The sequence below is a fragment of the Kitasatospora sp. NPDC089797 genome (genome assembly GCF_040684795.1).
GTDB lineage: Bacteria > Actinomycetota > Actinomycetes > Streptomycetales > Streptomycetaceae > Kitasatospora.
Genome location: NZ_JBFBGS010000001.1, coordinates 141,730 through 162,415 on the forward strand (window position 1 = coordinate 141,730; position 20,686 = coordinate 162,415).

General features: G+C 74.7%; 24 protein-coding genes. 11 read left to right on the top strand and 13 right to left on the bottom strand.

Features of this window, described 5'->3' with window-relative positions; genetic code table 11:
• Positions 1–7 precede the first annotated feature (7 nt).
• The gene (locus AB0O91_RS00645; protein ID WP_363426772.1) at positions 8–859 is read left to right on the top strand and encodes a methyltransferase domain-containing protein; all 852 of its coding nucleotides are present in this window, start codon (positions 8–10) and stop codon (positions 857–859) included.
• Between the two features lie 36 nt (positions 860–895).
• Here the strand turns inward: AB0O91_RS00645 and AB0O91_RS00650 are convergent, their stop codons facing one another.
• A complete protein-coding gene (locus AB0O91_RS00650; RefSeq protein ID WP_363426774.1) occupies positions 896–1,339 on the bottom strand; it encodes a DUF5946 family protein in 444 nt (147 codons plus the stop codon).
• Positions 1,336–1,824, bottom strand: coding sequence for a GNAT family N-acetyltransferase (locus AB0O91_RS00655; RefSeq protein ID WP_363426776.1), 489 nt, complete (start codon positions 1,822–1,824; stop codon positions 1,336–1,338). The genes AB0O91_RS00650 and AB0O91_RS00655 overlap by 4 nt, the downstream gene beginning before the upstream one ends.
• Before the next feature lie 190 nt (positions 1,825–2,014).
• Between AB0O91_RS00655 and AB0O91_RS00660 the strand changes: the two genes are divergently transcribed.
• The 4 genes from AB0O91_RS00660 to AB0O91_RS00675 all read left to right on the top strand — a co-directional run bounded on the left by AB0O91_RS00660 (position 2,015) and on the right by AB0O91_RS00675 (position 5,893).
• Positions 2,015–2,953 carry an ATP-binding cassette domain-containing protein gene (locus tag AB0O91_RS00660; protein ID WP_363426778.1) on the top strand — a complete coding sequence of 313 codons (939 nt, stop codon included), beginning with the start codon at positions 2,015–2,017 and terminating at the stop codon, positions 2,951–2,953.
• Positions 2,950–3,798, top strand: a complete 849-nt coding sequence (locus AB0O91_RS00665) for an ABC transporter permease (RefSeq protein WP_363426780.1) — start codon at positions 2,950–2,952, stop codon at positions 3,796–3,798. The genes AB0O91_RS00660 and AB0O91_RS00665 overlap by 4 nt, the downstream gene beginning before the upstream one ends.
• A 125-nt stretch (positions 3,799–3,923) precedes the next feature.
• Positions 3,924–5,210 carry a sensor histidine kinase gene (locus tag AB0O91_RS00670; protein ID WP_363427076.1) on the top strand — a complete coding sequence of 429 codons (1,287 nt, stop codon included), beginning with the start codon at positions 3,924–3,926 and terminating at the stop codon, positions 5,208–5,210.
• Positions 5,207–5,893, top strand: coding sequence for a response regulator transcription factor (locus AB0O91_RS00675; RefSeq protein ID WP_363426782.1), 687 nt, complete (start codon positions 5,207–5,209; stop codon positions 5,891–5,893). The genes AB0O91_RS00670 and AB0O91_RS00675 overlap by 4 nt, the downstream gene beginning before the upstream one ends.
• 71 nt (positions 5,894–5,964) lie before the next feature.
• Here AB0O91_RS00675 and AB0O91_RS00680 read toward each other — a convergent pair whose 3' ends face one another.
• From AB0O91_RS00680 to AB0O91_RS00695, 4 genes are all read right to left on the bottom strand, one after another.
• Positions 5,965–6,678: a YukJ family protein gene (locus AB0O91_RS00680; RefSeq protein ID WP_363426784.1), complete on the bottom strand. Its 714-nt coding sequence runs from the start codon at positions 6,676–6,678 to the stop codon at positions 5,965–5,967.
• A 159-nt stretch (positions 6,679–6,837) separates the two neighbouring features.
• Positions 6,838–8,211, bottom strand: coding sequence for a chloride channel protein (locus AB0O91_RS00685; RefSeq protein WP_363426786.1), 1,374 nt, complete (start codon positions 8,209–8,211; stop codon positions 6,838–6,840).
• Between the two features lie 164 nt (positions 8,212–8,375).
• Positions 8,376–8,519 carry a hypothetical protein gene (locus AB0O91_RS00690; protein ID WP_363426788.1) on the bottom strand — a complete coding sequence of 48 codons (144 nt, stop codon included), beginning with the start codon at positions 8,517–8,519 and terminating at the stop codon, positions 8,376–8,378.
• Between the two features lie 20 nt (positions 8,520–8,539).
• On the bottom strand, positions 8,540–9,361 hold the full coding sequence (locus AB0O91_RS00695) for a lipase family protein (RefSeq protein ID WP_363426790.1): 822 nt from the start codon (positions 9,359–9,361) through the stop codon (positions 8,540–8,542).
• A gap of 248 nt (positions 9,362–9,609) precedes the next feature.
• Here AB0O91_RS00695 and AB0O91_RS00700 point away from each other — a divergent pair, with 248 nt between their 5' ends.
• Together AB0O91_RS00700 and AB0O91_RS00705 are read left to right on the top strand one after the other, a co-directional pair.
• Positions 9,610–10,140, top strand: coding sequence for a hypothetical protein (locus tag AB0O91_RS00700; RefSeq protein ID WP_363426792.1), 531 nt, complete (start codon positions 9,610–9,612; stop codon positions 10,138–10,140).
• A 137-nt stretch (positions 10,141–10,277) separates the two neighbouring features.
• Entirely contained in the window at positions 10,278–10,919 is a 642-nt protein-coding gene (locus tag AB0O91_RS00705) for a TetR-like C-terminal domain-containing protein (RefSeq protein ID WP_363426794.1), read from the top strand.
• A 77-nt stretch (positions 10,920–10,996) separates the two neighbouring features.
• On the opposite strand, the gene AB0O91_RS00710 is transcribed toward AB0O91_RS00705, so the two are convergent.
• Complete coding sequence (locus tag AB0O91_RS00710; protein ID WP_363426795.1) at positions 10,997–12,361, bottom strand: FAD-dependent oxidoreductase; 1,365 nt, start codon at positions 12,359–12,361, stop codon at positions 10,997–10,999.
• A 169-nt stretch (positions 12,362–12,530) separates the two neighbouring features.
• Positions 12,531–13,385 carry a slipin family protein gene (locus AB0O91_RS00715; RefSeq protein WP_363426797.1) on the bottom strand — a complete coding sequence of 285 codons (855 nt, stop codon included), beginning with the start codon at positions 13,383–13,385 and terminating at the stop codon, positions 12,531–12,533.
• A gap of 318 nt (positions 13,386–13,703) precedes the next feature.
• Between AB0O91_RS00715 and AB0O91_RS00720 the strand changes: the two genes are divergently transcribed.
• From AB0O91_RS00720 to AB0O91_RS00735, 4 genes are all read left to right on the top strand, one after another.
• Positions 13,704–14,360 (top strand): pyridoxamine 5'-phosphate oxidase family protein, encoded by a 657-nt coding sequence (locus tag AB0O91_RS00720; RefSeq protein ID WP_363426798.1) that lies wholly within the window; start codon positions 13,704–13,706, stop codon positions 14,358–14,360.
• Between the two features lie 110 nt (positions 14,361–14,470).
• Entirely contained in the window at positions 14,471–15,091 is a 621-nt protein-coding gene (locus AB0O91_RS00725) for an ATP-binding protein (RefSeq protein WP_363426799.1), read from the top strand.
• 141 nt (positions 15,092–15,232) lie between these two features.
• Positions 15,233–15,478 carry a hypothetical protein gene (locus AB0O91_RS00730; protein WP_363426801.1) on the top strand — a complete coding sequence of 82 codons (246 nt, stop codon included), beginning with the start codon at positions 15,233–15,235 and terminating at the stop codon, positions 15,476–15,478.
• Complete coding sequence (locus AB0O91_RS00735; RefSeq protein ID WP_363426803.1) at positions 15,475–15,846, top strand: fic family toxin-antitoxin system, toxin component; 372 nt, start codon at positions 15,475–15,477, stop codon at positions 15,844–15,846. The genes AB0O91_RS00730 and AB0O91_RS00735 overlap by 4 nt, the downstream gene beginning before the upstream one ends.
• A gap of 85 nt (positions 15,847–15,931) precedes the next feature.
• Here AB0O91_RS00735 and AB0O91_RS00740 read toward each other — a convergent pair whose 3' ends face one another.
• The 5 genes from AB0O91_RS00740 to AB0O91_RS00760 form a co-directional block, all read right to left on the bottom strand.
• Positions 15,932–16,555, bottom strand: a complete 624-nt coding sequence (locus AB0O91_RS00740; protein WP_363426804.1) for a DJ-1/PfpI family protein — start codon at positions 16,553–16,555, stop codon at positions 15,932–15,934.
• An 85-nt stretch (positions 16,556–16,640) separates the two neighbouring features.
• Positions 16,641–17,645, bottom strand: coding sequence for a GlxA family transcriptional regulator (locus AB0O91_RS00745; RefSeq protein WP_363426806.1), 1,005 nt, complete (start codon positions 17,643–17,645; stop codon positions 16,641–16,643).
• 135 nt (positions 17,646–17,780) lie between these two features.
• The gene (locus AB0O91_RS00750; protein WP_363426808.1) at positions 17,781–18,548 is read right to left on the bottom strand and encodes a hypothetical protein; all 768 of its coding nucleotides are present in this window, start codon (positions 18,546–18,548) and stop codon (positions 17,781–17,783) included.
• Between the two features lie 48 nt (positions 18,549–18,596).
• Positions 18,597–19,697, bottom strand: coding sequence for a hypothetical protein (locus AB0O91_RS00755; RefSeq protein WP_363426809.1), 1,101 nt, complete (start codon positions 19,695–19,697; stop codon positions 18,597–18,599).
• Positions 19,698–19,869: 172 nt separating this feature from the next.
• Positions 19,870–20,664, bottom strand: coding sequence for a hypothetical protein (locus AB0O91_RS00760; protein ID WP_363426811.1), 795 nt, complete (start codon positions 20,662–20,664; stop codon positions 19,870–19,872).
• Positions 20,665–20,686 lie beyond the last annotated feature (22 nt).

Genomic DNA, 20,686 nt, shown 5'->3' on the forward strand with positions numbered 1-20,686 from the left:
CTTCCCCATGACCAGCGACACGGCCCATCGGGCGGACGGTACGGCACGCACGTTCTACAACACCCCGGAGACGGACGACTTCTACCGGCTGACCTGGGGCGGCGAGAACATCCACCTCGGGATCTACCGCGACGGGGACGAGACCATCCGGCAGGCGGCGCAGCGCACGGTGGAGTCCGCCGCGCGCCGCGTCGAGGAGGGGCTCGACGGGATGAGCACCGTGCTGGACCTGGGCTCCGGGTTCGGCGGGGCGGCCCGCCACCTCGCCTCGACCTACGGCTGCCGGGTCGTGGCGCTCAACATCAGCGACCGGCAGAACCGGGGCCACCGCGCCCGCAACCTCGAACTCGGGCTGGACTCCCGCATCCAGGTGGTGACCGGGTCCTTCAACGACATCCCCGCCGCCGACGGGAGCTTCGACGTGGTCTGGTCGCTGGAGGCGTTCTGCCACAGCGGCGACCGGGCCCGCACCCTCGCCGAGGCCGTCCGGGTGCTGCGCCCGGGCGGCCGACTGGTGTTCACCGACCTGATGGCCGCCTCCGCCGACCATCAGCAGGCCCTGCGCCCGTTCTGCGAACGGCTGCGCATCGGCGACCTGGCGACGCCCGAGTTCTACCGTGCGCGGCTCGCCGGGCTGGGGCTCGCCGGGGTGGAGTTCGAGGACCTCTCCGCGTACGTACCGGTCCACTACGCCCGGCTCCGGGACGAAGTCGACCGTCGCACCGAGGAGTTGACGGACCGGGCCGGGACGGACCAGCTGGCGCGGCTGCGGACCAACCTCGACCACTGCCTGGAGGTCTGCGAGGCGGGGCTGCTCGCCTGGGGCCTCTTCCACGGCCGCAAGCCGTCGGCCCGGTAGCGGGGCACCACCACCGACGCCCGCTGCCGCTCCCGGCTACCCGCCGTGCCCCGCCCAGGCCTCCAGGGTCGCCGCCGCCCAGGCCCGCACCCGCTCCGGGAACCCGGCGGCGGGGAAGGTGCCGTCCACCGCGACGTGCTCGACGGTGACCGCGAACCCGCCCGTCGGCGGTGCCGGGGCAGGCTCGACCGTCCGGGCGGGCCCACCCGGCACCCGGTGGGCGTTCGCCCGGCGGGCCCGCCCGACCAACTCCTCGACGGCCGGCAACCCGCCCTCCAGGTACGCCCGCAGGAACGCCCGCGCCACCGCCCCGCCGTCGCCGGGCAGCCGGCCGGGGTGCTGGAGCAGGAAGCACGCCACCGACACCCCGTGCAACGGCCCCCACGGCCGCGCCCGCGAGTGGTCCAGCGCCAGCAGCGCGTGGAACAGCTCGGCGCACCGCCGCGCGCCGCACTCCGGGCAGCGGCCGGCGTCCGTCACGGCCGCACGGTCTTGCTCAGGTACATCGACGACACGCCGTAACCGCTGCGGCGGTACAGGGCGATGGCGGCCTCGTTGCCGCCGAAGACGTTCAGTGCGAGGTCCGTCATGCCCTCCTCGGCGACCAGCCGTTCGGCCGCGGCCAGGATCGCGGCGCCGTACCCCCGGCGGCGGAGCCCGGGGCGGACCCGGAGGTGGTAGAGCCAGGCGGAGGTGGAGGCGCCGGCCCCGGCGCGGGGGTCGGGACCGATCCAGGCGGTGCCGACGGCTTCGCCCGTGGCGTTCTCGGCCACCACCAGGTGGTGTCCGGCGGTGGCGAGGCCCTTCGGCAGGAACCTGGCGGTGCCCTCGCGGGCGCGCTCCCGGGCCAGTTCCTCGGGCATCAGCCTGGCGAGCTCGGCCACCGTCTCGGCCTCGCGCTCCTCGGTGGCCGACCGGTACTCGGCCTCGGTCATCCGGCGCAGTGTCACGGATCGATCGTCCATGCCCACCATCGTCGGACACCCGGCGGCGCGGGCGAAACCGATTTCGACCCGGGAGGGGCGCGGGCGTGGTACCGGGGTACTACCCGGCCTCCGATGATCAGCCCCCGGTGCCGTGGATCCGGCCCCGCGCGGCCCTAGCGTGGAACCGTGGGCGGCCGGACGGACCGGCCCCTGAGCGTGAGGGTGAGCGATGATCGAGGCGCACCAGCTGACGAAGCGGTACGGGGAGAAGACCGCCGTGGACGGGCTGGACTTCACGGTCCGGCCCGGGGCGGTGACCGGCTTCCTGGGGCCCAACGGGGCGGGGAAGTCGACCACCATGCGGATGATCGTCGGGTTGGACGCGCCGACCAGCGGCTCGGTGCGGGTCAACGGCCGCCGGTACGCCGAGCACGCCGCCCCGCTGCAGGAGGTGGGCGCGCTGCTGGAGGCCAAGTCGATCCACCCCGGCCGCTCGGCGTTCAACCACCTGATGGCGCAGGCCCACACCCACGGCATCCCGCGCCGCCGGGTCGAGGAGGTCATCGAGCTGACCGGACTGCAGTCGGTGGCCCGCAAGCGCGCCGGGGCGTTCTCGCTCGGCATGGGCCAGCGCCTGGGCATCGCGGCCGCCCTGCTGGGCGACCCGGCCACGGTGATGCTGGACGAGCCCGTCAACGGGCTCGACCCCGAGGGCGTGCTGTGGATCCGCAACCTGCTCACCTCGCTCGCCGCCGAGGGCCGCACCGTCTTCGTCTCCTCGCACCTGATGAGCGAGGTCTCGCTGGTCGCCGACCACCTGATCATCGTCGGGCGCGGCCGGCTGCTCGCCGACACCACCGTCCAGGAGCTGGTCCAGCAGGCCGGCGGCGACGTGGTCAAGGTCGCCAGCGCCGACCCGGCCCGGCTGCGCTCGGCGCTCTCCGGACCGGGCGTGGAGATCACCGGCCGCTCCGGTTCCGAGGAACTGCTGGTCACCGGGCGGACGGCCCGTGAGATCGGCCTCACTGCCGCCGAGCACGGCATCGCGGTGTTCGAACTGACCCCCCGGACGGTCTCCCTCGAGGAGGCCTTCATGGAGCTGACCCGGGACGCCGTCGAGTACCACGGCACCACGACCACCGCCGAGACCCAGAGGAGCGCGGCATGACCACGATCGCCCCCGACCAGCGGCTGGAGACCGCCGGCGCGCGTCCCGCCCGCCCCGCCCACAAGGTGACGGCCGCCCGCGTACTGCGCTCGGAGTGGGCCAAGCTCTGGTCGCTCCGCTCCACCTGGATCACCCTCGGCCTGGCCCTGCTGTTCCTGGTCGCCTTCGGCCTGATCGCGGCCTTCCAGTTCAAGTCGCGGATCACCTCCGGCCGCCCGATGGACCGGGACTTCGCCGCCGCGAGCGCGCTCAGCCTCTCGCTGTTCGGCACCAACTTCGCCCAGCTGGCGCTCGGCGTCCTCGGCGTCCTGGTCGCGGCCGGCGAGTACTCGACGGGCATGATCCGCTCCACCCTGGCCGCCGTGCCGCGCCGCCTGCCGGTGCTCTGGTCCAAGGCCGCGGTGTACGGCGTGATCGCCCTGGTGCTGGGCACCGTCGGGGCCTTCGCCACCTTCGCGGCGGACAGCGGCATCCTGTCCGGCACCCGCGCGGCGATGACCTTCGCCGACGCGGGCGTGGTGCGCGGCCTGCTGGGCGCCGGGCTCTACCTCGGGCTGGTCGGCGTGATCGGGGTCGCCCTCGGCGCGCTGCTGCGCTCGGTGGCCGGCGGCATCGCCGTCCTGGTCGCCTCGCTGATGCTGATCCCCGGGCTGACCTCGCTGCTGCCCACCTCCTGGCAGGACCACATCAGCCCCTACCTGCCCAGCCACGCGGGCGAGGCGATGTTCGCCCTGCAGCACGACACGACCACGCTCTCGCCGACCGCCGGCCTGCTGGTCTTCCTCGGCTGGACGGTGCTCGCGCTCGCCGGGGCGGCCGTGCGGCTGGTGCGCAGCGACGCCTGAGCAGGGCACCTGGGACACTCGCGGTGCGGCGCCGGAGCGACCGGCGCCGCACCGCACCCGTTCGTCAGAGCAGCAGGGAGAACCCACCGGTGAGCGAGGAGCACGCCACCCCCGCCGGCCCGGCCGTGCCCACCGACGCGCTGTCCGGGCACCCGCTGTACGCCCGGCTGGCCCGGATCGGCCAGCGGCTGCGCGAGGCGGACCGCGCCCACCCCTGGGTGCTGGACACCGCCGTGGTGGCTGCGGTCCTCCTGATGTTCTGCCTGCCCGACCTCGTCCACGGCTTCGGCCACGGCGAGGGCGGTCCGCGCGAACACCGCTTCACCTTCGCCCGCCCGCCGCTGCCGGCCACCCTGGCCCTCCAGGCGGGCCTGGTGCTGCCGCTGCTGTGGCGCCGGCGGCGGCCCACGGCGGCCTTCGCCGTGATCATGGCGGTGTTCGTGCTGCAGTGGTCGCTGGGCGTCGCGCTGCGCGCCGACGCCGCCCTGCTGGTGGCGTTCTACAGCCTGGCCCTGCACGGCCGGCTGCGGCACCTGGCCTGGTCCTGCGCGGTGATGGCCGGTGCGATGGCCCTGGTCGCGGTCGAGGTCTCCGGCGGCGGACTGCCGGTCGGGGACGCGCTGTTCTTCCTGGGCAGCGCCGCCACCGCGGCCGTCGCCCTGGGCATCGCGGTACGGGTGCGGCGCGCCCAACTGGCCGGACTGCGCGAGCGCGCGGCCCGGCTGGAGGTCGAACGCGACCAGCGCAGCCGGCTGGCCGCCGTCACCGAACGCACCCGGGTGGCCCGGGAGATGCACGACATCATCGGCCACAACCTGTCCGTGATCATCACCCTGGCCGACGGCGGCGCCTACGCCGTCCGGGCCTCGCCCGAGCGCGGCCGGGAGGCCCTGGAGCTGATCGGCGAGACCAGCCGCCAGGCGCTCGGCGAGCTGCGCCGGATGCTCGGGGTGCTGCGCGACCAGGCCGACCAGGGCGCCGAGTTCAACCCCCAGCCGGGGGTCGCCGACCTCGACGGGCTGTGCGCCCGGATCCGCGCGGCCGGCCCCCAGGTGGTGTACACCGTCGGCGGCGACCCGGACCGGCTGGACCGCGGCGTCCAGTTGATGGCCTACCGGATCGTCCAGGAGGCGCTCACCAACACCCTCAAGCACGCCGGACCGGACACCCGGGCGCACGTGACCCTGACCGTCGACACCACCCGGTTGACGATCCGGGTCCGGGACGCCGGCCCGCCCGACGGCGTCCGGCGGCCGGGCCGCCCGGACGGCGAGGGCCACGGCCTGGCCGGGATGCGCGAACGCGCCGCCCTGTACGGCGGGACGGTCACGGCGGGCCCCGGCCCTGGGGCAGGATGGACCGTGGAGGCCGTACTGGACCTCACCCCCGACCCGACAGGCGGCCACCCGTGACCACCGTCCTCATCGTGGACGACCAGCCGCTCCAGCGCTACGGCTTCCGGATGCTGCTGGAGAGCCAGCCCGACACCGAGGTGGTCGGCGAGGCCGCCCACGGCGCCGAGGCCGTCCGGCTCGCCGCCGACCTGCGGCCCGACGTCGTCCTGATGGACATCCGGATGCCCGGCATGGACGGCATCGAGGCCACCCGGCAGATCGTCGCCTCCGGCGGCCGCTCCCGGATCCTGGTGCTCACCACCTTCGACCTGGACGAGTACGCCCACGCCGCACTGCGCGCCGGGGCCAGCGGCTTCCTGCTCAAGGACGCCCGGCCGGAGGAACTGCTCGCCGGGATCCGGGCGGTGTCCGAGGGCGACGCGGTGGTCGCCCCGGCGATCACCCGGCGGCTGCTCGACGCCTACGCCCACCACCTGCCGGTCCGCCCGGCGGGCGCGGCCGCCGTCGACGACCCCCGGCTGGACGCGCTGACCGAGCGCGAGCGGGAGATCCTGGTGGCCATCGCCCAGGGCTGGACCAACAGCGAGATCGCCCAGCGGCTGGTGCTGGCCGAATCGACCGTCAAGACCCACGTCAGCCGGGTGCTGGCGAAGATCGGCGCCCGCGACCGGGTGCAGGCGGTGATCTTCGCGTACGACCGCGGTCTGACCCGGCCCAACCCGCCGATCACGAACCGCTGACCGTCCCCGGGCCGGCTGCCGCCCGGGGGCCGATCAGGTCGCCGGGCGAGCCGGGCACCCCTCCGGTCCTGCTACGCCTCGCTGTTGGAGGACTCCTGCGCCGCCCGGGTGGGGTGGGGGACGGAGGACGGGAGGGCGTGGCCGGTGCGGTCGTCGGTGTGCCAGGACTGCGACTGGAAGGCCAGGAAGACCGCCGTCCAGCGGTTCTCGTCCGGCAGGTGGATCAGCAGGCCGCCGTCCTGGTACACCCCGTCGTCGTCCCGGAACCGGCCGCTGTTGCCCTGGTTCATGTGCACGTCGTGCACCCCGTTGCCGGGCAGGAAGCCGAACACCTTGTCGGGGAGGTCGGGTTCGGGCCCGAAGCGCTGGCCGAAGACGTACACCGCGGCCTGCCGGTCGGCGATCGCGCGCTGCACGTAGTGGTCGAGCAGGGCGGCGAGGCTGTTGCCCGGGCCGGGGGCGTCGGGCGGCAGGACGCGCATCGCCGCGTGGTCGAAGAGCTTGCCGCGGACGAAGTCCAGGCTGGCCGTGCCCGGCCGGGAGTCCAGGTCGGTCCAGCCGCTGCCGGCGGCCGGGAGCGACTCGGTGACCGGGTGCCGGAAGTCCTCGTCGGCGAGGTAGAGCAGGTCCGGCGGGGCCTGCTGGGAGAGCACGTTGACGGCCGCGCGGTAGTCGGTGCCGTCCGCGTCGCGCAGGTGGATCTGGTAGTGCGGAGTGCCGGTGGCGCCCTCGCGGCGCCGGTCGACGGCGGTAGCGGCGAGCACGCCGTAGTTGCTGATCGGCATCGGGCGGTTCCTCGGGTGGGGGTGGGCAGGAGCACCTCCGTTATCGCCCACGGGACGGGCGGGCCGGAGCGGAATCGGCGTTTGTTCACCTGCCGTCCCCCGGACGGCTTCCGCGGTACCGAACACGGACGACCGGGCCGAACAAAAGCCTCGTCCGGCTCAGGGGGTCGGCGCCGGGGCGCGGTCCCGGGAACGCGTGGTCCGGCCGCGCAGCAGCTCGCCGGTGATGAAGGCGGTCACGGCCGCGACGATCAGCAGCGGCATGGCGTTCGCGGCCTGCCCGCCCAGCAGCATCGTGGCCAGCACCGTACTGGTGACCGGCAGCCCGGTCGTCGCGGCGCCGGCGGCGACCAGCCCGGCGGCCAGGGCGGGGGCGGTGCCCAGGCCCGGCAGCGGGGCGCAGGCCACGCCGAGGGCGGCGCCGATCAGGATCGCCGGGAAGATCGGGCCCCCGCGCAGGCTGCCCAGGGCTATGCCCCAGCCGAGCGTCTTGCCCAGCACCAGGGCGAGCAGTGCGCCGACCGGCCAGGCGGCCGGGTCGGCGGCGAGCGCGCCCAGCGTGGCCTGGCCGGACAGCGCGGCCTCCGCCGGCGAGCGCCCGGTGAGCAGCGCGTACCCGGCGATGCAGCAGCCGACCGCGAGGGCGCAGCCGACGGTGCGGACGGCGGTCCGCCGGGCGGACGGACCGGTTCCCGTCCCGCCCGCCGTGAAGGCCTTCACCCGCCGGCCGAGGGTCTGCCCGGCGACACACACCACGGCGACCGCGACGGCCAGCGGCACGCCCCACAGGAAGTCGCCGGGGTCGGGGGTGCCGGAGACCGGCACGTGCGGCAGCGACAGCGCGCCGGTCGCCAGCCCGGTCCAGTGCCCGAAACCGGTGAACACCAGGGCGCCGACGCCGCTGGCCAGCAGACAGGGCAGGATCAGCGCGACCAGCTGGGGGCCGCCCAGCCCGGCCGCCTCGATCATCATCACGGCGGCGACCAGCGGGCTGCCGAAGATGGTCGAGATCGCCGCCGAGGCCCCGGCGGTGCCCAGCACCGGCACGAGCCGCGGCTGCTCGGCCCGCCGGGCCGCCCGCACGGCGAGCAGCGCGAGCCCGCCGCCGATGGCCATCAGGGGCGCCTCGGGGCCCAGCACCGCGCCGAGCGGCAGACCGGCGAGCGCGGCCAGCACCACGCCGGGTACGTCCCGGGGCAGGCTGGGCGCGCCGCCGAGCCCGTCCACCGGTACGTGGCCGCCGCGCCCGGGCAGCCGGGTGACGACCGGTGCGATCAGCAGCCCGGCCAGCAGCAGCGCGGGCAACGGCCACCACCAGGGCGCCCGGTCGTACCCGGCCGCGTCCGGCAGGCTCTCCCAGACCCAGTGCTGGAGCTCGTGCTCCAGGGTGACGAAGCCGAAGGCGACCAGGGAGATCGGGACACCGACCAGCACCGCGACCAGCAGCAGCCGGAGGTAGCCCCGGTGCAGCAGCACCTCCCGCAGGGTGGGGCCGCCGCCCGCCGGCGGGGGCGGGTCCGGCTGCTCCGGCATGGCCGCTCCTTCGTGCTCCTCGGGCGCCCCGCGCCCCGGTCCTGCGACCGAGTCTCGCCGGGGGCGGCGCCCCGCGCACGACGGGGCGGTGGGCCGGGCCTTCCCACCGGCACGTCGCGGGGGCCGGCGCCCGTCGTGGGTGCCGGCCCCCGCACGGCCGGGGCTCAGCGGCCGCCGGCGATCCCGCAGACGTCCGCGAAGTGGCCGCCGCTCCAGCGGGCCGGGCGGATGGCGACGTCCCGGACCGGCCGTTCGGCGACGGGGGCGAGGGCCGGGGCGGGGCCGGTGGCCGGCCGCGGGGCGGGCACGCCCTCGGCCGGGCGGGCGGTCAGAGGTTCTTCTCCAGCGCCGCCAGGTAGTTGCGCATGAAGTGGTCGCGCACGCCCTCGCCGGTGGGCTCGAAGGCGGCCGAGGTGAGGCCCTTGGCACGGTTGGCGAGACCCGCCAGCATGCCCCCGGAGCCCTGGTGGACGACGCCCGCGGAGTCGATGAAGTGCAGGGCCTCGGTGTGGGTGAAGGCCGGCTCGGGCGGCAGCTGGGGGACCACGTCGTTGTTGTTGACGAAGCGGTGACTCCGGCCCTGGAAGGCCTTGTCGTACGCGGCGCCGAGCAGCCGGTCGCAGGTGCGGGGCTGGCCGAAGGTGTACACCCCGTCGGCCGTCAGCCGGGGGTCCTCCAGGGCGAGGCGGGCGGCGGCGAGCATGGCGAGGGCGCCGCCCAGGCTGTGGCCGGTGAACCAGATGCTCTGCTCCTCGGTGCGCAGCTCGCCCAGCGCCTTGCGGACGTCGGGGAAGACGGACTCCAGGGCCTCGGCGAAGCCGTAGTGGACGTAGCCGGTGCCGGCCGGGCCGGGCCAGGGCGGGGTGCTGGAGTCGGTGAGCCAGTCGCGGATCTCCTTGGGTTCGGTGCCGCGGAAGGCGACCACGATCATCCGGTCGCTCGCCATGGTGTAGGCCTGGGTGTCCTCGAGCGGGAACGGCGGGGTGAACCGGGTCGCGTGGTGGCGGACCGTCTCGAAGCCCCAGTCCCGGGCCTGGCGGTCGACGGTGGTGTCGTCCTGGTACGCGAGGTCGGAGGCCCGGGCCAGCCAGTAGGCGTGGGCGGGGCTGTAGCCGGAGGCGCTCTGGTCGAAGGTGGTCGGTACGGCCACGGAGGAACCGCCTTTCACTGGGGGAGCATGGTCCTCCGTTGGTAGCGGAGCCGCCCCCGGCCGTCGGGGCGGCAGCGCCCGTGAGTCACCCGAACAGCGCCGCGAAGGCGCCCGAAATCCCCGGGCGCGTCCCCGTGTCGGCCGTTGGATGCAGGGCGATTGCGGGCCCGGGCGGCGGGTGCGCTAGTGGGTCGCGTCGGCGGGTGGCGCCGACGGGCAGCACCGACGAGCAGAGGAAGACCTTCACCATGAAGCACACGACGACCCGCAGGCGCCTGGCCGCACTGGCCGTGCTGATCGCCGCGGCGGGCACCCTCACCCAGGGCGGCACGGCGCAGGCGGCGAACCGGGCGGCGGGCCAGTGCGGCGGGAACACGGCCGACTACACCTACCCGGCGCGGGCGTTCCGGTTCGACGACCGGATCAGCACGTGGCTGGGCATCACGGCCGTCCAGTTCAACGACGACATGACGCTGACCGTCACCCCGTTGAACAACCCCGCCACGGTCTCCGGCGGCTGGGAGCTGCACGACCCGAACGGGCCGAACCAGGCGAAGATCGGCATCGTGACCTTCTACACCACCGTCTCGCCGCCGGTGGAGGGCGACGGCGTGGCCAGCATCTACTGGTACACCGGCTTCCCGAACTGCAACCCGACCACCGCCAACTCGGCGAAGCAGCTGTTCCAGATCTACGGGGACGTCCAGATGCAGCCGGTCTACGAGGACAACAGCCGGGGCCCGCTGAGCAAGATCAACGGCTACCAGGCGGACCGCTGAGCCGACGTACGGCGGCCTCCGGGGATCGAGCGGACGCCCCCGGAGGCCGGGTGCGCGGGGCTTGGGAGGGAACGGATTCGTTCACTAACATTGGCGGTAGGCCAGGTGAACAGGGAACCCCCGGGAGGTGTGCCGTCATGATCGCCGAAGCCCGCGCCACCGCGGGCGGCACCGCGCGCGCGGCCGAGGACGTCGTCCCGGTCCGCCGTCGCGGCGAAGCACTGGAGAGCGCCATCTACGGTGCGGCCCTCCAGCAGCTCACCACCGACGGCTACGCCGGACTGACCATGGAGGGCGTGGCCGCGGCCGCGCAGACCGGCAAGGCCGCGCTCTACCGGCGCTGGTCCTCCAAGGAGGAGCTGGTCATGGACGCGCTGCGGGCCAGCCTGCCGCCGGCCGGGCCCGCCCCCGACACCGGCGGCCTGCGCGGGGACCTCCTGGAGCTGGTCACCCGGCTGCGCACCGCGATGTTCAGCGAACCGGGCGCCGCCGTCCGCGCGATCATGGGCGAGATCGACCACCAGCGGGCCCACGCCTTCCTGGCGCTGGTGCTGGAGCGGGTGGTCGAGCCGACCACCGCGCTGATCGCCGAGGTGCTCGAGCGGGGCGCCGCCCGGGGCGAGGTGCGCCCCGGGGCGGTCACCCCGATGGTCACCGACGTGGTGCCCGCGCTGATGCTGTACCGGATCAAGATGTGCGGCGGGGGCCCGGTGGAACTCGACCCGGCGGCGATCGTCGATGAGGTACTGCTGCCGATCGTCCGCCCGGCCGGTCCCTGAGGACCGGCCGGTCCCTGAGTCCCGGGCGGACGGACGAGATCGTGCCGTGGGCCGGGCCGTGAGCCCGGTCACGCGGGTCAGGCGCCGCTGTTGCGGAGCATGTCCTCGCGCTCGACGACCTTGACGCGCTCGCGGTCCTGCGCCCGGCCGAGCTCGCGCTCGTGGGCGTCCAGCTGCTTCCAGCCGTCCCAGGTGGTGAAGCGCACGCCACGGGCGCGCAGGTGCTCCTCGACAGCGGCCGGGTCGGGCTCGGCGGCGCCGGGCAGCCGGCCGCTGGTGTGGTCCTCCAGCAGGCAGGCGACGGTCTCGTTGGCGTCGCCCTTGGTGTGGCCGATCAGGCCGACCGGGCCGCGCTTGATCCAACCGGTGACGTAGACGGCCGGGACGGGCGAGCCGTCGCCGTCCAGGACGCGGCCGGCCTGGTGCGGGACGGTGCCGGAGACCGGGTCGAAGGGCAGCTTGGGCAGCTCGTCGGAGTAGTAGCCGACGGCGCGGTAGACCGACTGGACGTCCCAGTCGGTGTGCCGGCCGGTGCCCCGGACGTTGCCGGTGCCGTCCAGCTCGGTGCGCTCGGTGCGCAGGCCGACGACCTTGCCGTCCTCGCCGAGCACCTCGACCGGGGACTCGAAGAAGTGCAGGTACACCCGGTGCGGGCGGTCGCCGACGTCGCGGATCGCCCAGTTCTCGACGGTCGCCGCGACCAGGTCGACGTGCTTGACGGCGCGGCGCTCGGCTATCGAGCCCTCGTCGTACTCGATGTCCTCGGGGTTGACGATGACCTCGATGGTGGGCGAGTGGTCGAGCTCGCGCAGCTCCATCGGGCTGAACTTCGCCTGGGCCGGGCCGCGGCGGCCGAAGACGTGGACCTCGACGGCGCGGTTGGCCTTCAGCCCCTCGTACACGTTCGGCGGGACCTCGGTGGGCAGCAGCTCGTCGGCGGTCTTGGCGAGGATCCGGGCGACGTCCAGGGCGACGTTGCCGACGCCGAGGACGGCGACCTTCTCGGCCTCCAGCGGCCAGCTGCGCGGGACGTCCGGGTGGCCGTCGTACCAGGAGACGAAGTCCGCGGCGCCGTAGGAGCCGTCCAGGTCGATGCCGGGCAGGTCGAGGGCGCGGTCGGCCATCGCGCCGGTGGAGAAGACCACGGCGTCGTAGTGCCGGTGGAGGTCGTCCAGGCTGAGGTCGGTCGGGTAGTCGACGTTGCCGAACAGCCGGACCTGGGGCTTGTCGAGCACCTGGTGCAGCGCGGTGACGATGCCCTTGATCCGCGGGTGGTCGGGGGCCACGCCGTAGCGGATCAGGCCGAAGGGGGCGGGCATCCGCTCGAACAGGTCGATCGAGACGCCGGGCGCCTGGGCGGCGTCGGACTTCAACAGGGCGTCGGCGGCGTAGATGCCGGCGGGGCCGGCTCCGACGATGGCGACTCGGATCGGGCGGGTCATGCGGGCGGTCCTCCGGTCGACGCGGCGCAGGGCGCATTGGTCTGGACCCTTGCAGTAAACCCGCAGGTCGGGCGGAGGTGTAGTCAGTGTTGATCTATGACCTCATAGAGCGAAGCTATGGCAGACCCGGGAACTTTTCCCGGGTCTGCCGAGTACCTGCCAGACCGGCTCAGCCGCCGTCGGCGGGCGCGGCGGGGGCCTGCGAAGGCACCGCCGGGGCGGCGGCAGCGGGGGCCGGGGCCGCAGGCGCTGCCGGGGCGGCCGGGCCCTCGGTGAGCCGGGCCGCGGAGGCCTCGAAGAAGCGCAGCATCTCCACCGGGAAGGGCAGCACCAGCGTCGAGTTCTTCTCCGCCGCGACCTCGACCACCGTCTGCAGCATGCGCAGCTGCAGGGCCGCCGGCGTCTCGGCCATCTTGCCCGCCGCCTCGGCGAGCTTGGCGGCGGCCTGGAACTCGCCGTCCGCGGTGATGATCCGGGCCCGGCGCTCGCGGTCGGCCTCGGCCTGGCGGGCCATCGAGCGCTTCATCGAGTCGGGCAGGCTGACGTCCTTGATCTCCACCCGGTCGATGTGCACGCCCCAGCCGGCCGCCGGGCTCTCCAGCATGACCTCCAGGCCCTGGTGCAGGTTCTCCCGGCCGGACAGCAGGTCGTCCAGCTCGCTCTTGCCGATGATCGAGCGCAGCGAGGTCTGGGCGACCTGGAGCATGGCGAAGCTGTAGTTCTGCACGTCCACGGTGGCCTTGATCGGTTCGACCACGCGGAAGTACAGCACCGCGTCGACGCTCACCGAGACGTTGTCCTTGGTGATGCCCTCCTGGGCGGGCACCGGCATGGTGACCACCTGGACGTTGACCTTGCGCATCCGGTCGGCCACCGGCACCAGCAGCGTCAGGCCCGGCTCCCGGACCTGCCCGCGCACCCGGCCGAGCCGGAACACCACACCGCGCTCGTACTGCTGCACCACCCGCACGCCGGTCGCCAGCCAGAGCAGGACGACCGCGACGACGATCACGAGTACTGCCACGCCTGTTCTACCTTCTCCCCGTCGCGGCGCGGCCGGGCCGGGTCCGGAGTGGCCCTGTCGCCGGGCGCTCGCCGCGCGCAGCACAGTATGCGCCCGGCGGGGGCGGACGGTAAGGCGTGTGCGGGGGGATCTTGACGCAGCGTCGGCACGCCCCGGCCGGGAGGCGTCCCGCGGGGCCGGGGCGGCGGGTGCGCCGACACGCACGGGGCGCTGCCGTTCCTCGACTTGGGGTGGGCCGGACGCTTGGATGGATCGGGCCTGGTCACCGCCCAAACAGGCGCTGGGGAAACCCTCTTGGCGAGCCGAGGAGCCACCACCGTGAACGACACGACCGATTCCGACCCCACCGCCGTCGCCCGCCGGGTCGCCGAGCGGCGCGAGCAACTCGGCCTCACCGAGGCGGACCTGGCCCACCGGGCGGCGATGGCACCGCGCTACCTGGGCCACCTGCTCGACGCCGGACCGGCCTTCGACCCCGGCGGCTTCGTGCGGATCGCCGCCGCCCTCGGCCTGAGCCGGGAGGAGCTCCTGGAGGGCCGCGCCGACGCCCCGCCCGGCCGGGGCGCTCCCGGCCCCCGGCCCCGGCTCCTCGACCTCACCGACGCCGAGTGCTGGGAGCTGGTCGGCACCCACGGGATCGGCCGGATCGGGCTGCCCGTGCGCCCCGGCCCGGCGGTCTACCCCGTCAACTACGTGGTCGACCACGCCTCCTTCGCCTACCGCACCGGCGACCGCACCTCCACCGCTCCCGAGCCGGGGGTCGAGGTGTCCTTCCAGGTCGACCACATCGACGAGTACCTGGGGCGGGGCTGGAGCGTGCTCGCCCTCGGCACGGCGCAGTACGTGGACGACCCGGAGGAGCGCAGCCGCCTCGACGGCCTCCCCGGCGCGGCCCCGTGGGCGGGCGGGGACCGGCCGCGCTGGGTGCGGATCCGGTGCGCCGAGATCAGCGGCCGGCGGCTGGTCACGGGCTGACGGCCGTCGGCCCGGTCGCCCTGGCCGGGGGGTGGGTGGCAAGTCCGGTACGGGCGGCGTGGGTTGGCGGGCGTGCCCGCTCGGTCCCGACCCTCGGGCATACTCCTCGGATGGACGGATCGAGCAGGGCCGACTGGACCAGCACCACCCACGACTGGGCCGCCGCCGTGGACGCCGGGCACCTCGCCGGGATCCGCGCCGACCCGGCGCAGTTCGCGCCGGGCGGGGTGGCCCACCTGGTGCTGGAGGTGCTCGCCTACCCGGCCGACGAGGCGGCGGCGCGCGGCGCGGGCCGGTGCACCGTCACCCTGCACGCCGACGGCTCGGTCTCGGTGCGGGACGACGGGCGGGGCACCGACACCCGGGTCGACGAGCACGGCGAGGTGGTCAGGAAGCCCGTCATGGCGACCAAGGACCTGCGCTTCTTCGACCACCCCGGGGCGGAGACGCTCCCGGACGGGCACCCGCGCCGGGGCATGTCCGTGGTCGCCGCGCTCAGCACCCGGCTGCTGCACACCAACCGCCGGGCCGACGGCGCCTGGATGCAGCGCTACGAGCACGGGCTGCCGGTCACCGGCCTCGACCCGATCGCCCCCGACGGCACCACCGGCACCTGCGTGACCTTCCGGCCGGACGGCCCGCTGCTGCCGCGGAGCCCGTTGGACCCGGACCGGCTGGCCCGCTGGGCGGCCTCCTGGCCGGCCCTGGAGGTCCGGGTGGAGCACGGCTGACCGGGGCGGGCGGGCCGGTGGCGCTGCCTCTGGGGGCCGGACGCCGTACCCGCACGGTGCGACGGATGACCCGGCCGGGGCGGGCCCCGGTGCTCCGAGGCGGCCTTGTATCGCGCGCTACGGCTGGCTACGCTCGCCGGCATGAAGCAGCTCAACGTACGACTGGACGACGCCGTGCACGAGGCGCTGGAGCAGCGCGCGGAGGCCGCCGGGATGAGCCTGCCGGACTACGCGCGCAAGGTGCTGGCGGAGGAGGCGGACGAGCGGCGCGAGCGCTTCCTGACCGCGGCCGCCCACTTCGCGGACGCCTGGGGCCCGGCCTTCGAGGACGAGTTCGGGCCCTACCCGCAGGGCAGCCGCGAGGACGCCACGGCGGACGCCGCGTGATCCTGCGGATCGACCGGGCCTGGCTGCTCGACATCGCCCACCAGTTCCTGCCCGGCGATCCCGACGTCACCGACTACGGCACCCTGACCGCCGCGGTGGCCCGGCACGCCGACGAGGTGATGGAGGTCCCCGTCTACGGCGCCGTGCACCAGCGCGCGGCCGCCCTGATGCACCAGCTGATCCGGGTCCCGGCACTGGAGTCCGCCAACGAGCACTACGCGGCCGTGGTCGCCGCCGCCTACCTGAGCGCCTCCGGCGTCATCGTCACCGCCGAACCCAAGCAGGCCGTCGAGCTGGCCGCCCGGATCCGCTCCGGGCAGGCGGACGTCCGGGACACCGCGGCCGGCATCCGGACCTGGTACCGCTGAACCCCGAGGGGCGCCCGGCCCGCCGGCGTCGGCCTCCGACGACGGCGGGCCGGGCGCCCGCTTGCCCGTGCGTGCGTGCCCGGGGCTACCGGCGGTTCGCCAGGTACGCCTTCGCCTCCGCCGGCGCCTTGGCGTACGAGCCCGCGTCGAAGGGCGGCTGGGGGTCGTACTCGATGGCGAGCTGGAAGGCCTCGGCGGCGGTCCGGCCGGCGATCAGCTCGGCCAGCCGCAGCGCCATGTCGATGCCGGCGGACACCCCGGCGGCGGTCACGATGCCGCCGGGCTGCTCCACGACGCGGCGCGCGGTGTAGGTGGCGCCGAACGACTCCAGGTCGTCGACCGCGCGCCAGTGGGTGGTGGCCTCCAGGCCCTTCAGCAGCCCGGCCGCGCCGAGCAGCAGGGAGCCGGTGCAGACCGAGGTGGTCCAGGTGGTGGTCGGGTGGATGCGGCGGATCCAGTCCAGCAGCGGCTGGTCGGTGACGCCGCTCCGGGTGCCCGGGCCGCCGGGGACCAGCAGCAGGTCCGCGCGGGCGACCTCCTGGAACGAGGCGGTGGCGCGCAGGCCGAGCGCGCCCTCGCCGTCCTGGAGGACGCCGGGGGCGGCGGCGACGAAGACGACCTCGGAGTCGGGCAGCATCCGGAGGACCTCGTACGGGCCGACGGCGTCCAGGGCGGTGAAACCGTCGAACAGGGGGATGGCGATGCGCATGGGTCGGCCTTTCGGTCGGGGACGGACGGGTGTCGGGCGAGGGTGGTCGGGGACGTTCGTCAGCGACGTTCGTCAGCGGTGTTCGTCAGGGAGGGTCCGAAGGGAGGGTCTGAAGGGACGGGCCGGAGAAGCGCCTGCGGTACTCGCCCGGGGTGACGTGCAGGGTGCGCCGGAAACTGCGGTGCAGGGTCTCGACGGTGCCGAACCCGCAGGAGTGGGCCACCGCCTCGAGGGTCGCCGCGGTCGTCTCCAGCAGCCGCTTGGCGGCCTCGATCCGCACGCTCTCGACGTACGCGGCGGGAGTGCGGCCGGTCTCCGCGCGGAACACCCGGGTGAAGTTCCGTTCGCTCATCGCGGCGCGGGCGGCCAGCGCCGGGACGCCGAGGTCGTCGTCGGGGTGGTCGGCGACCCACCCGAGGACGTCGCACAAGGGGGCCCGCGCCGGCCGTCGGGCGGCCAGCTGGGCGCTGAACTGCGCCTGCCCGCCCGGGCGTTGGACGAACATCACGAGCTGGCGGGCGATCGTGCGGGAGACCTCGGGGCCGTGGTCGGCCTCGGTCATGGCGAGCGCGAGGTCCAGTCCGGCGGTGATCCCGGCCGAGGTCCACAGGTCGCCGTCGCGGACGAAGATCCGGTCGGGTTCGACGGTGGTCCCCGGGTAGCGGTCGGCCAGTTCGGCGCAGCGCGCCCAGTGGGTGACGGAGCGGCGCCCGTCGAGGAGTCCGGCGGCGCCGAGCAGGAAGGCGCCGGTGCACACCGAGGCGGTGCGGCGGGCGTTCCGGGCGGTACGCGCGAACCAGTCGACGAAGCGGCGGTCCTCGCAGGCCGCGTGGACGCCCCGGCCGCCGACGGCGACCAGGGTGTCCACCGGGTCGTCGGCCCCGCCGCCCGCGCCCGCCCGGTCGATCGTCAGGGTCGGCGTGACGGCGATACCGCCGCTGGCGGACACCGGCCCGGGGGCGGCGGCCACGATGTCGACGGCCGCGCCACCGGTCAGACGGCCGGCCTGGGTGAACACCTCGTGGGGCCCGGTCAGGTCGAGGACCTGGAAGTCCGGGAAGACGGCGAAGACGATGCGGGGGCTGCTCACCCCTCCAGCCTGGTCGGGCGGGCCGATGGCGGCAAGGACACGGAGGTGACGATTCCCGCCATGCGCACTGCGGGGGGCTGGGGCGGCCACTGCTCGGCGGAGCCGGAAGGGCGTCGGCGGGGATCAGGGGCCCGGTCAGGCTGGCGCGTCACCCGCCGTGTGGTCCCTGCGCAGCGCGCGGGCGAGCTCGGAGACGTGCTGCGCCTGAGCGGCGGACAGCCGTCGGGCCTCCCAGAGCAGCTCTGCGACATCGGCGGCCGCCGCGGACGGCGGGGGCGGCGCCTGGGGCAGGAGGACGCCGGTCGCCGCGGCCAGGTCGCGGGCGTCGATCCCCAGCACGGCCGCGAAGTCCGTCACCAGACTCGGGGTCAGCTCCACGCGATCGGCGCCGATCACGCCGAAGGTGGCCGCCGAGAGGTAGGTGGTCGTCACGAACGCGAGCGCCTTCGCGATGCCCATCCGGGTCAGGTTGCGGTACTGGAGCATGCGGATGACCCAGGAGCCGGCGCCGCCCGTGAGCAGAACGGGCGTCCGGGGCACGAAGTCGACCCGTCGTTCCTTTTGCGGCAGCGAGCGGATGAGCGCGAGAAGGTCACGGCGTTCCGTTCCGGGGAGGCACGCCGCATCCGTCACGATGTTCGCTGTCGACAGCGCGGCCTGGGCATCCAGGGGCGCCAGATCCTCCGGGACCGCCCGCCCGGCGAGAACGAACAGGTCGACAGCGTGGAAGCCCAGCGCGGGAGCCAGCAGTCGGAGCGTGTCCTCGTCGGGGTCCTTCCCCGCGAGCACCGCTCGGACCTCGGCTGCGGTCGACCCGGACCGGTCGGCCAGTGCCTGTGCGTCGAGCTCGCGGTGATCCAGCAACCTCGCGAGCACCGCGTCGAACCCGGGGTTCTCCATCATGCCTGCAGAGTAGCGAAGTTGAGAGGCGGGGCAGCGACCCGCCGGACGTCATTCCAGTCGATCCAGCTCCCACAGGTGCACGGGAGCCCCGTCCTTCGAGAGCGTGTACCACCGGCCGCTCCCAGCTGTCCGTGCGGGCCCCACGACCGGGAAGGGGTAGGAGAGTTCGCCGAGCAGGCGCATGCCGTCGACGTCGACGAGCCAGTGACGGACCGGTCCGTACGGGGCATCGCACTCGGAGGTGCCGGCCACCACGGTGTCCTCGTCGACGAACGCGGCTTCGACGTCCCAGAAGACCCGGTCCGTGCCCGAGTTCCGCGGGTGCGCGGGCACGGAGTCCGCGGCGTCCAGTCTTCCCACGACCGTCGAGCCGTGCCCCAGGTCGTGGAGTAGCAGCGACCACTGCCCGACGGGAACGGTCAGGAGCCGCCGACCGGACGGGCTCACCGCGAGGAGGATCCGCTCGACGCCGACCTGCTCGGCGGTCAGCTGCCGCCCGTCCCAGCGCCCCCACAGCACGGGCGATCCCTCCTCGCCCTCGCCGAGGCTCAGCCCCATCTGCGAAGGGTCCGGATGCGGGGTGTGCAGGGACTGGGAGGCCACGGTCCCGGTGGACACCCGGCCCATGACCCTTCCGGACTCGGCGTCCAGCACCACCCACAGTTCCTCGTCGTCCTCCTCGGCGTTCCCGTCACCGGCCAGCGGCCCGCGGACGTGTGCCCAGACGAGCCCGCCGTCCGCGCTGACGGCGACCGAGCCGCTGTCCGGGTAGACGTGGCCTCCGTCGTCCGCGTACTCGTCGGACGACGCGTGCTGCACGGGACAGCCGCCCCAGCAGCCGTGCCGCACCTCCCACCGCGTCGCACCGCTCGCCCCCACCGACCGCACGGCGTGGACGCCGGCGAACACCGCCGCGTCGCGTGCAGGTGACACCGCCACCGTCCCGAACCGCCGGGGCCAGGGCGCCGGGAAGCGGACCTCGGAACCCCGACGGGCGTCGGGCCCATCGACATCGAACGCCACCACCTCGGCGTCACCACGCTGCACCAGCAGCGTGCGGCCCGGCCGGCAGAGCAGCTCCGGGGCGTCCGCGGACGCCGGATCCAGCGGAGCGGTGATGGTGGTGACGAGACGAGCGGCGATGGTCACGGTTTTTCCAGCCACAGACGATGAGGGAAGCGAAGGCCTGACGGCAGAACCCTACGGGCACCTCCTCAGGTCGAAACCGGGGCCGTGACCACGCGCCGTCGGTTCCGCTCCGAGGTCGGGCCGGGGCGGGCGGGGGCCCGGACCAAGGGACCGGGGGACATGGGGCCAGGTGTCAGGGTGCCCAGGGCAGCCGGAGGGCTTCCAGCTCCGGGTCCGTCAGCAGCGCCTCGACGAGGGCCGGTGGACCGGCGACCTTGGTGCCCCACAGGTCGTAGTCGGTGCACAGGACCCAGGAGCGGTCCTCGGGCCAGAGGTTGGAGGGACTGAAGTCGGGGTCGGCGCGGTCATAGATGGCCTCGGCGTCGCGCAGGAGACCGGTGCGGACGTGCAGTTCGTCGAAGTCCGCGTAGCCGCGCATCAGCGGGTTGTCGTAGGCGAAGCAGCGGGTGTCCGGCCCCGCGGGGCTGTACGCGGTCAGGATGCGGACCAGCCGGTTCCAGGTCTCCCGGTCGAGGCTGCCCTCGGTGGGTGGAGCGAGGTGGAGTGGCCAACTGCCGTCCTTGCGGGCGGACGGGAAGCAGCGGCGGCTGGGTAGCAGGCCCTCGGGGACGACGGGATCGCCGGTGCGGCGGGCGAGTTGGGCCCAGCGCAGGCGTCGCCAGCCGTGGCCGGGGTGCTCGGCGCGGCCGAGGCCCCCGCCGGTGGCGATGCCCACCTCCAGGTCGATGCCCGCGACGGAGCGCGGTGCGATCCGCCCCGCCGCCAGGAGTGCCTGGCGGTGCTCGTGGTACGACACGTCGACCGGTCCCCGCTCGTGCTCGTACATCGCGTTGAGCACCCAGGCGGCGTCGGGCAGCGGCGGCGCCAGGAAGCCGGTGACGCCGTCGTCGTCACACAGCTTCCGGAGCCAGTCGGCGGCGGTGGACGGCACGGGCGTCCACCGCTCTGACGAGGAGTCTTCGGGCATCCGGACATCCTCGCAGATCACG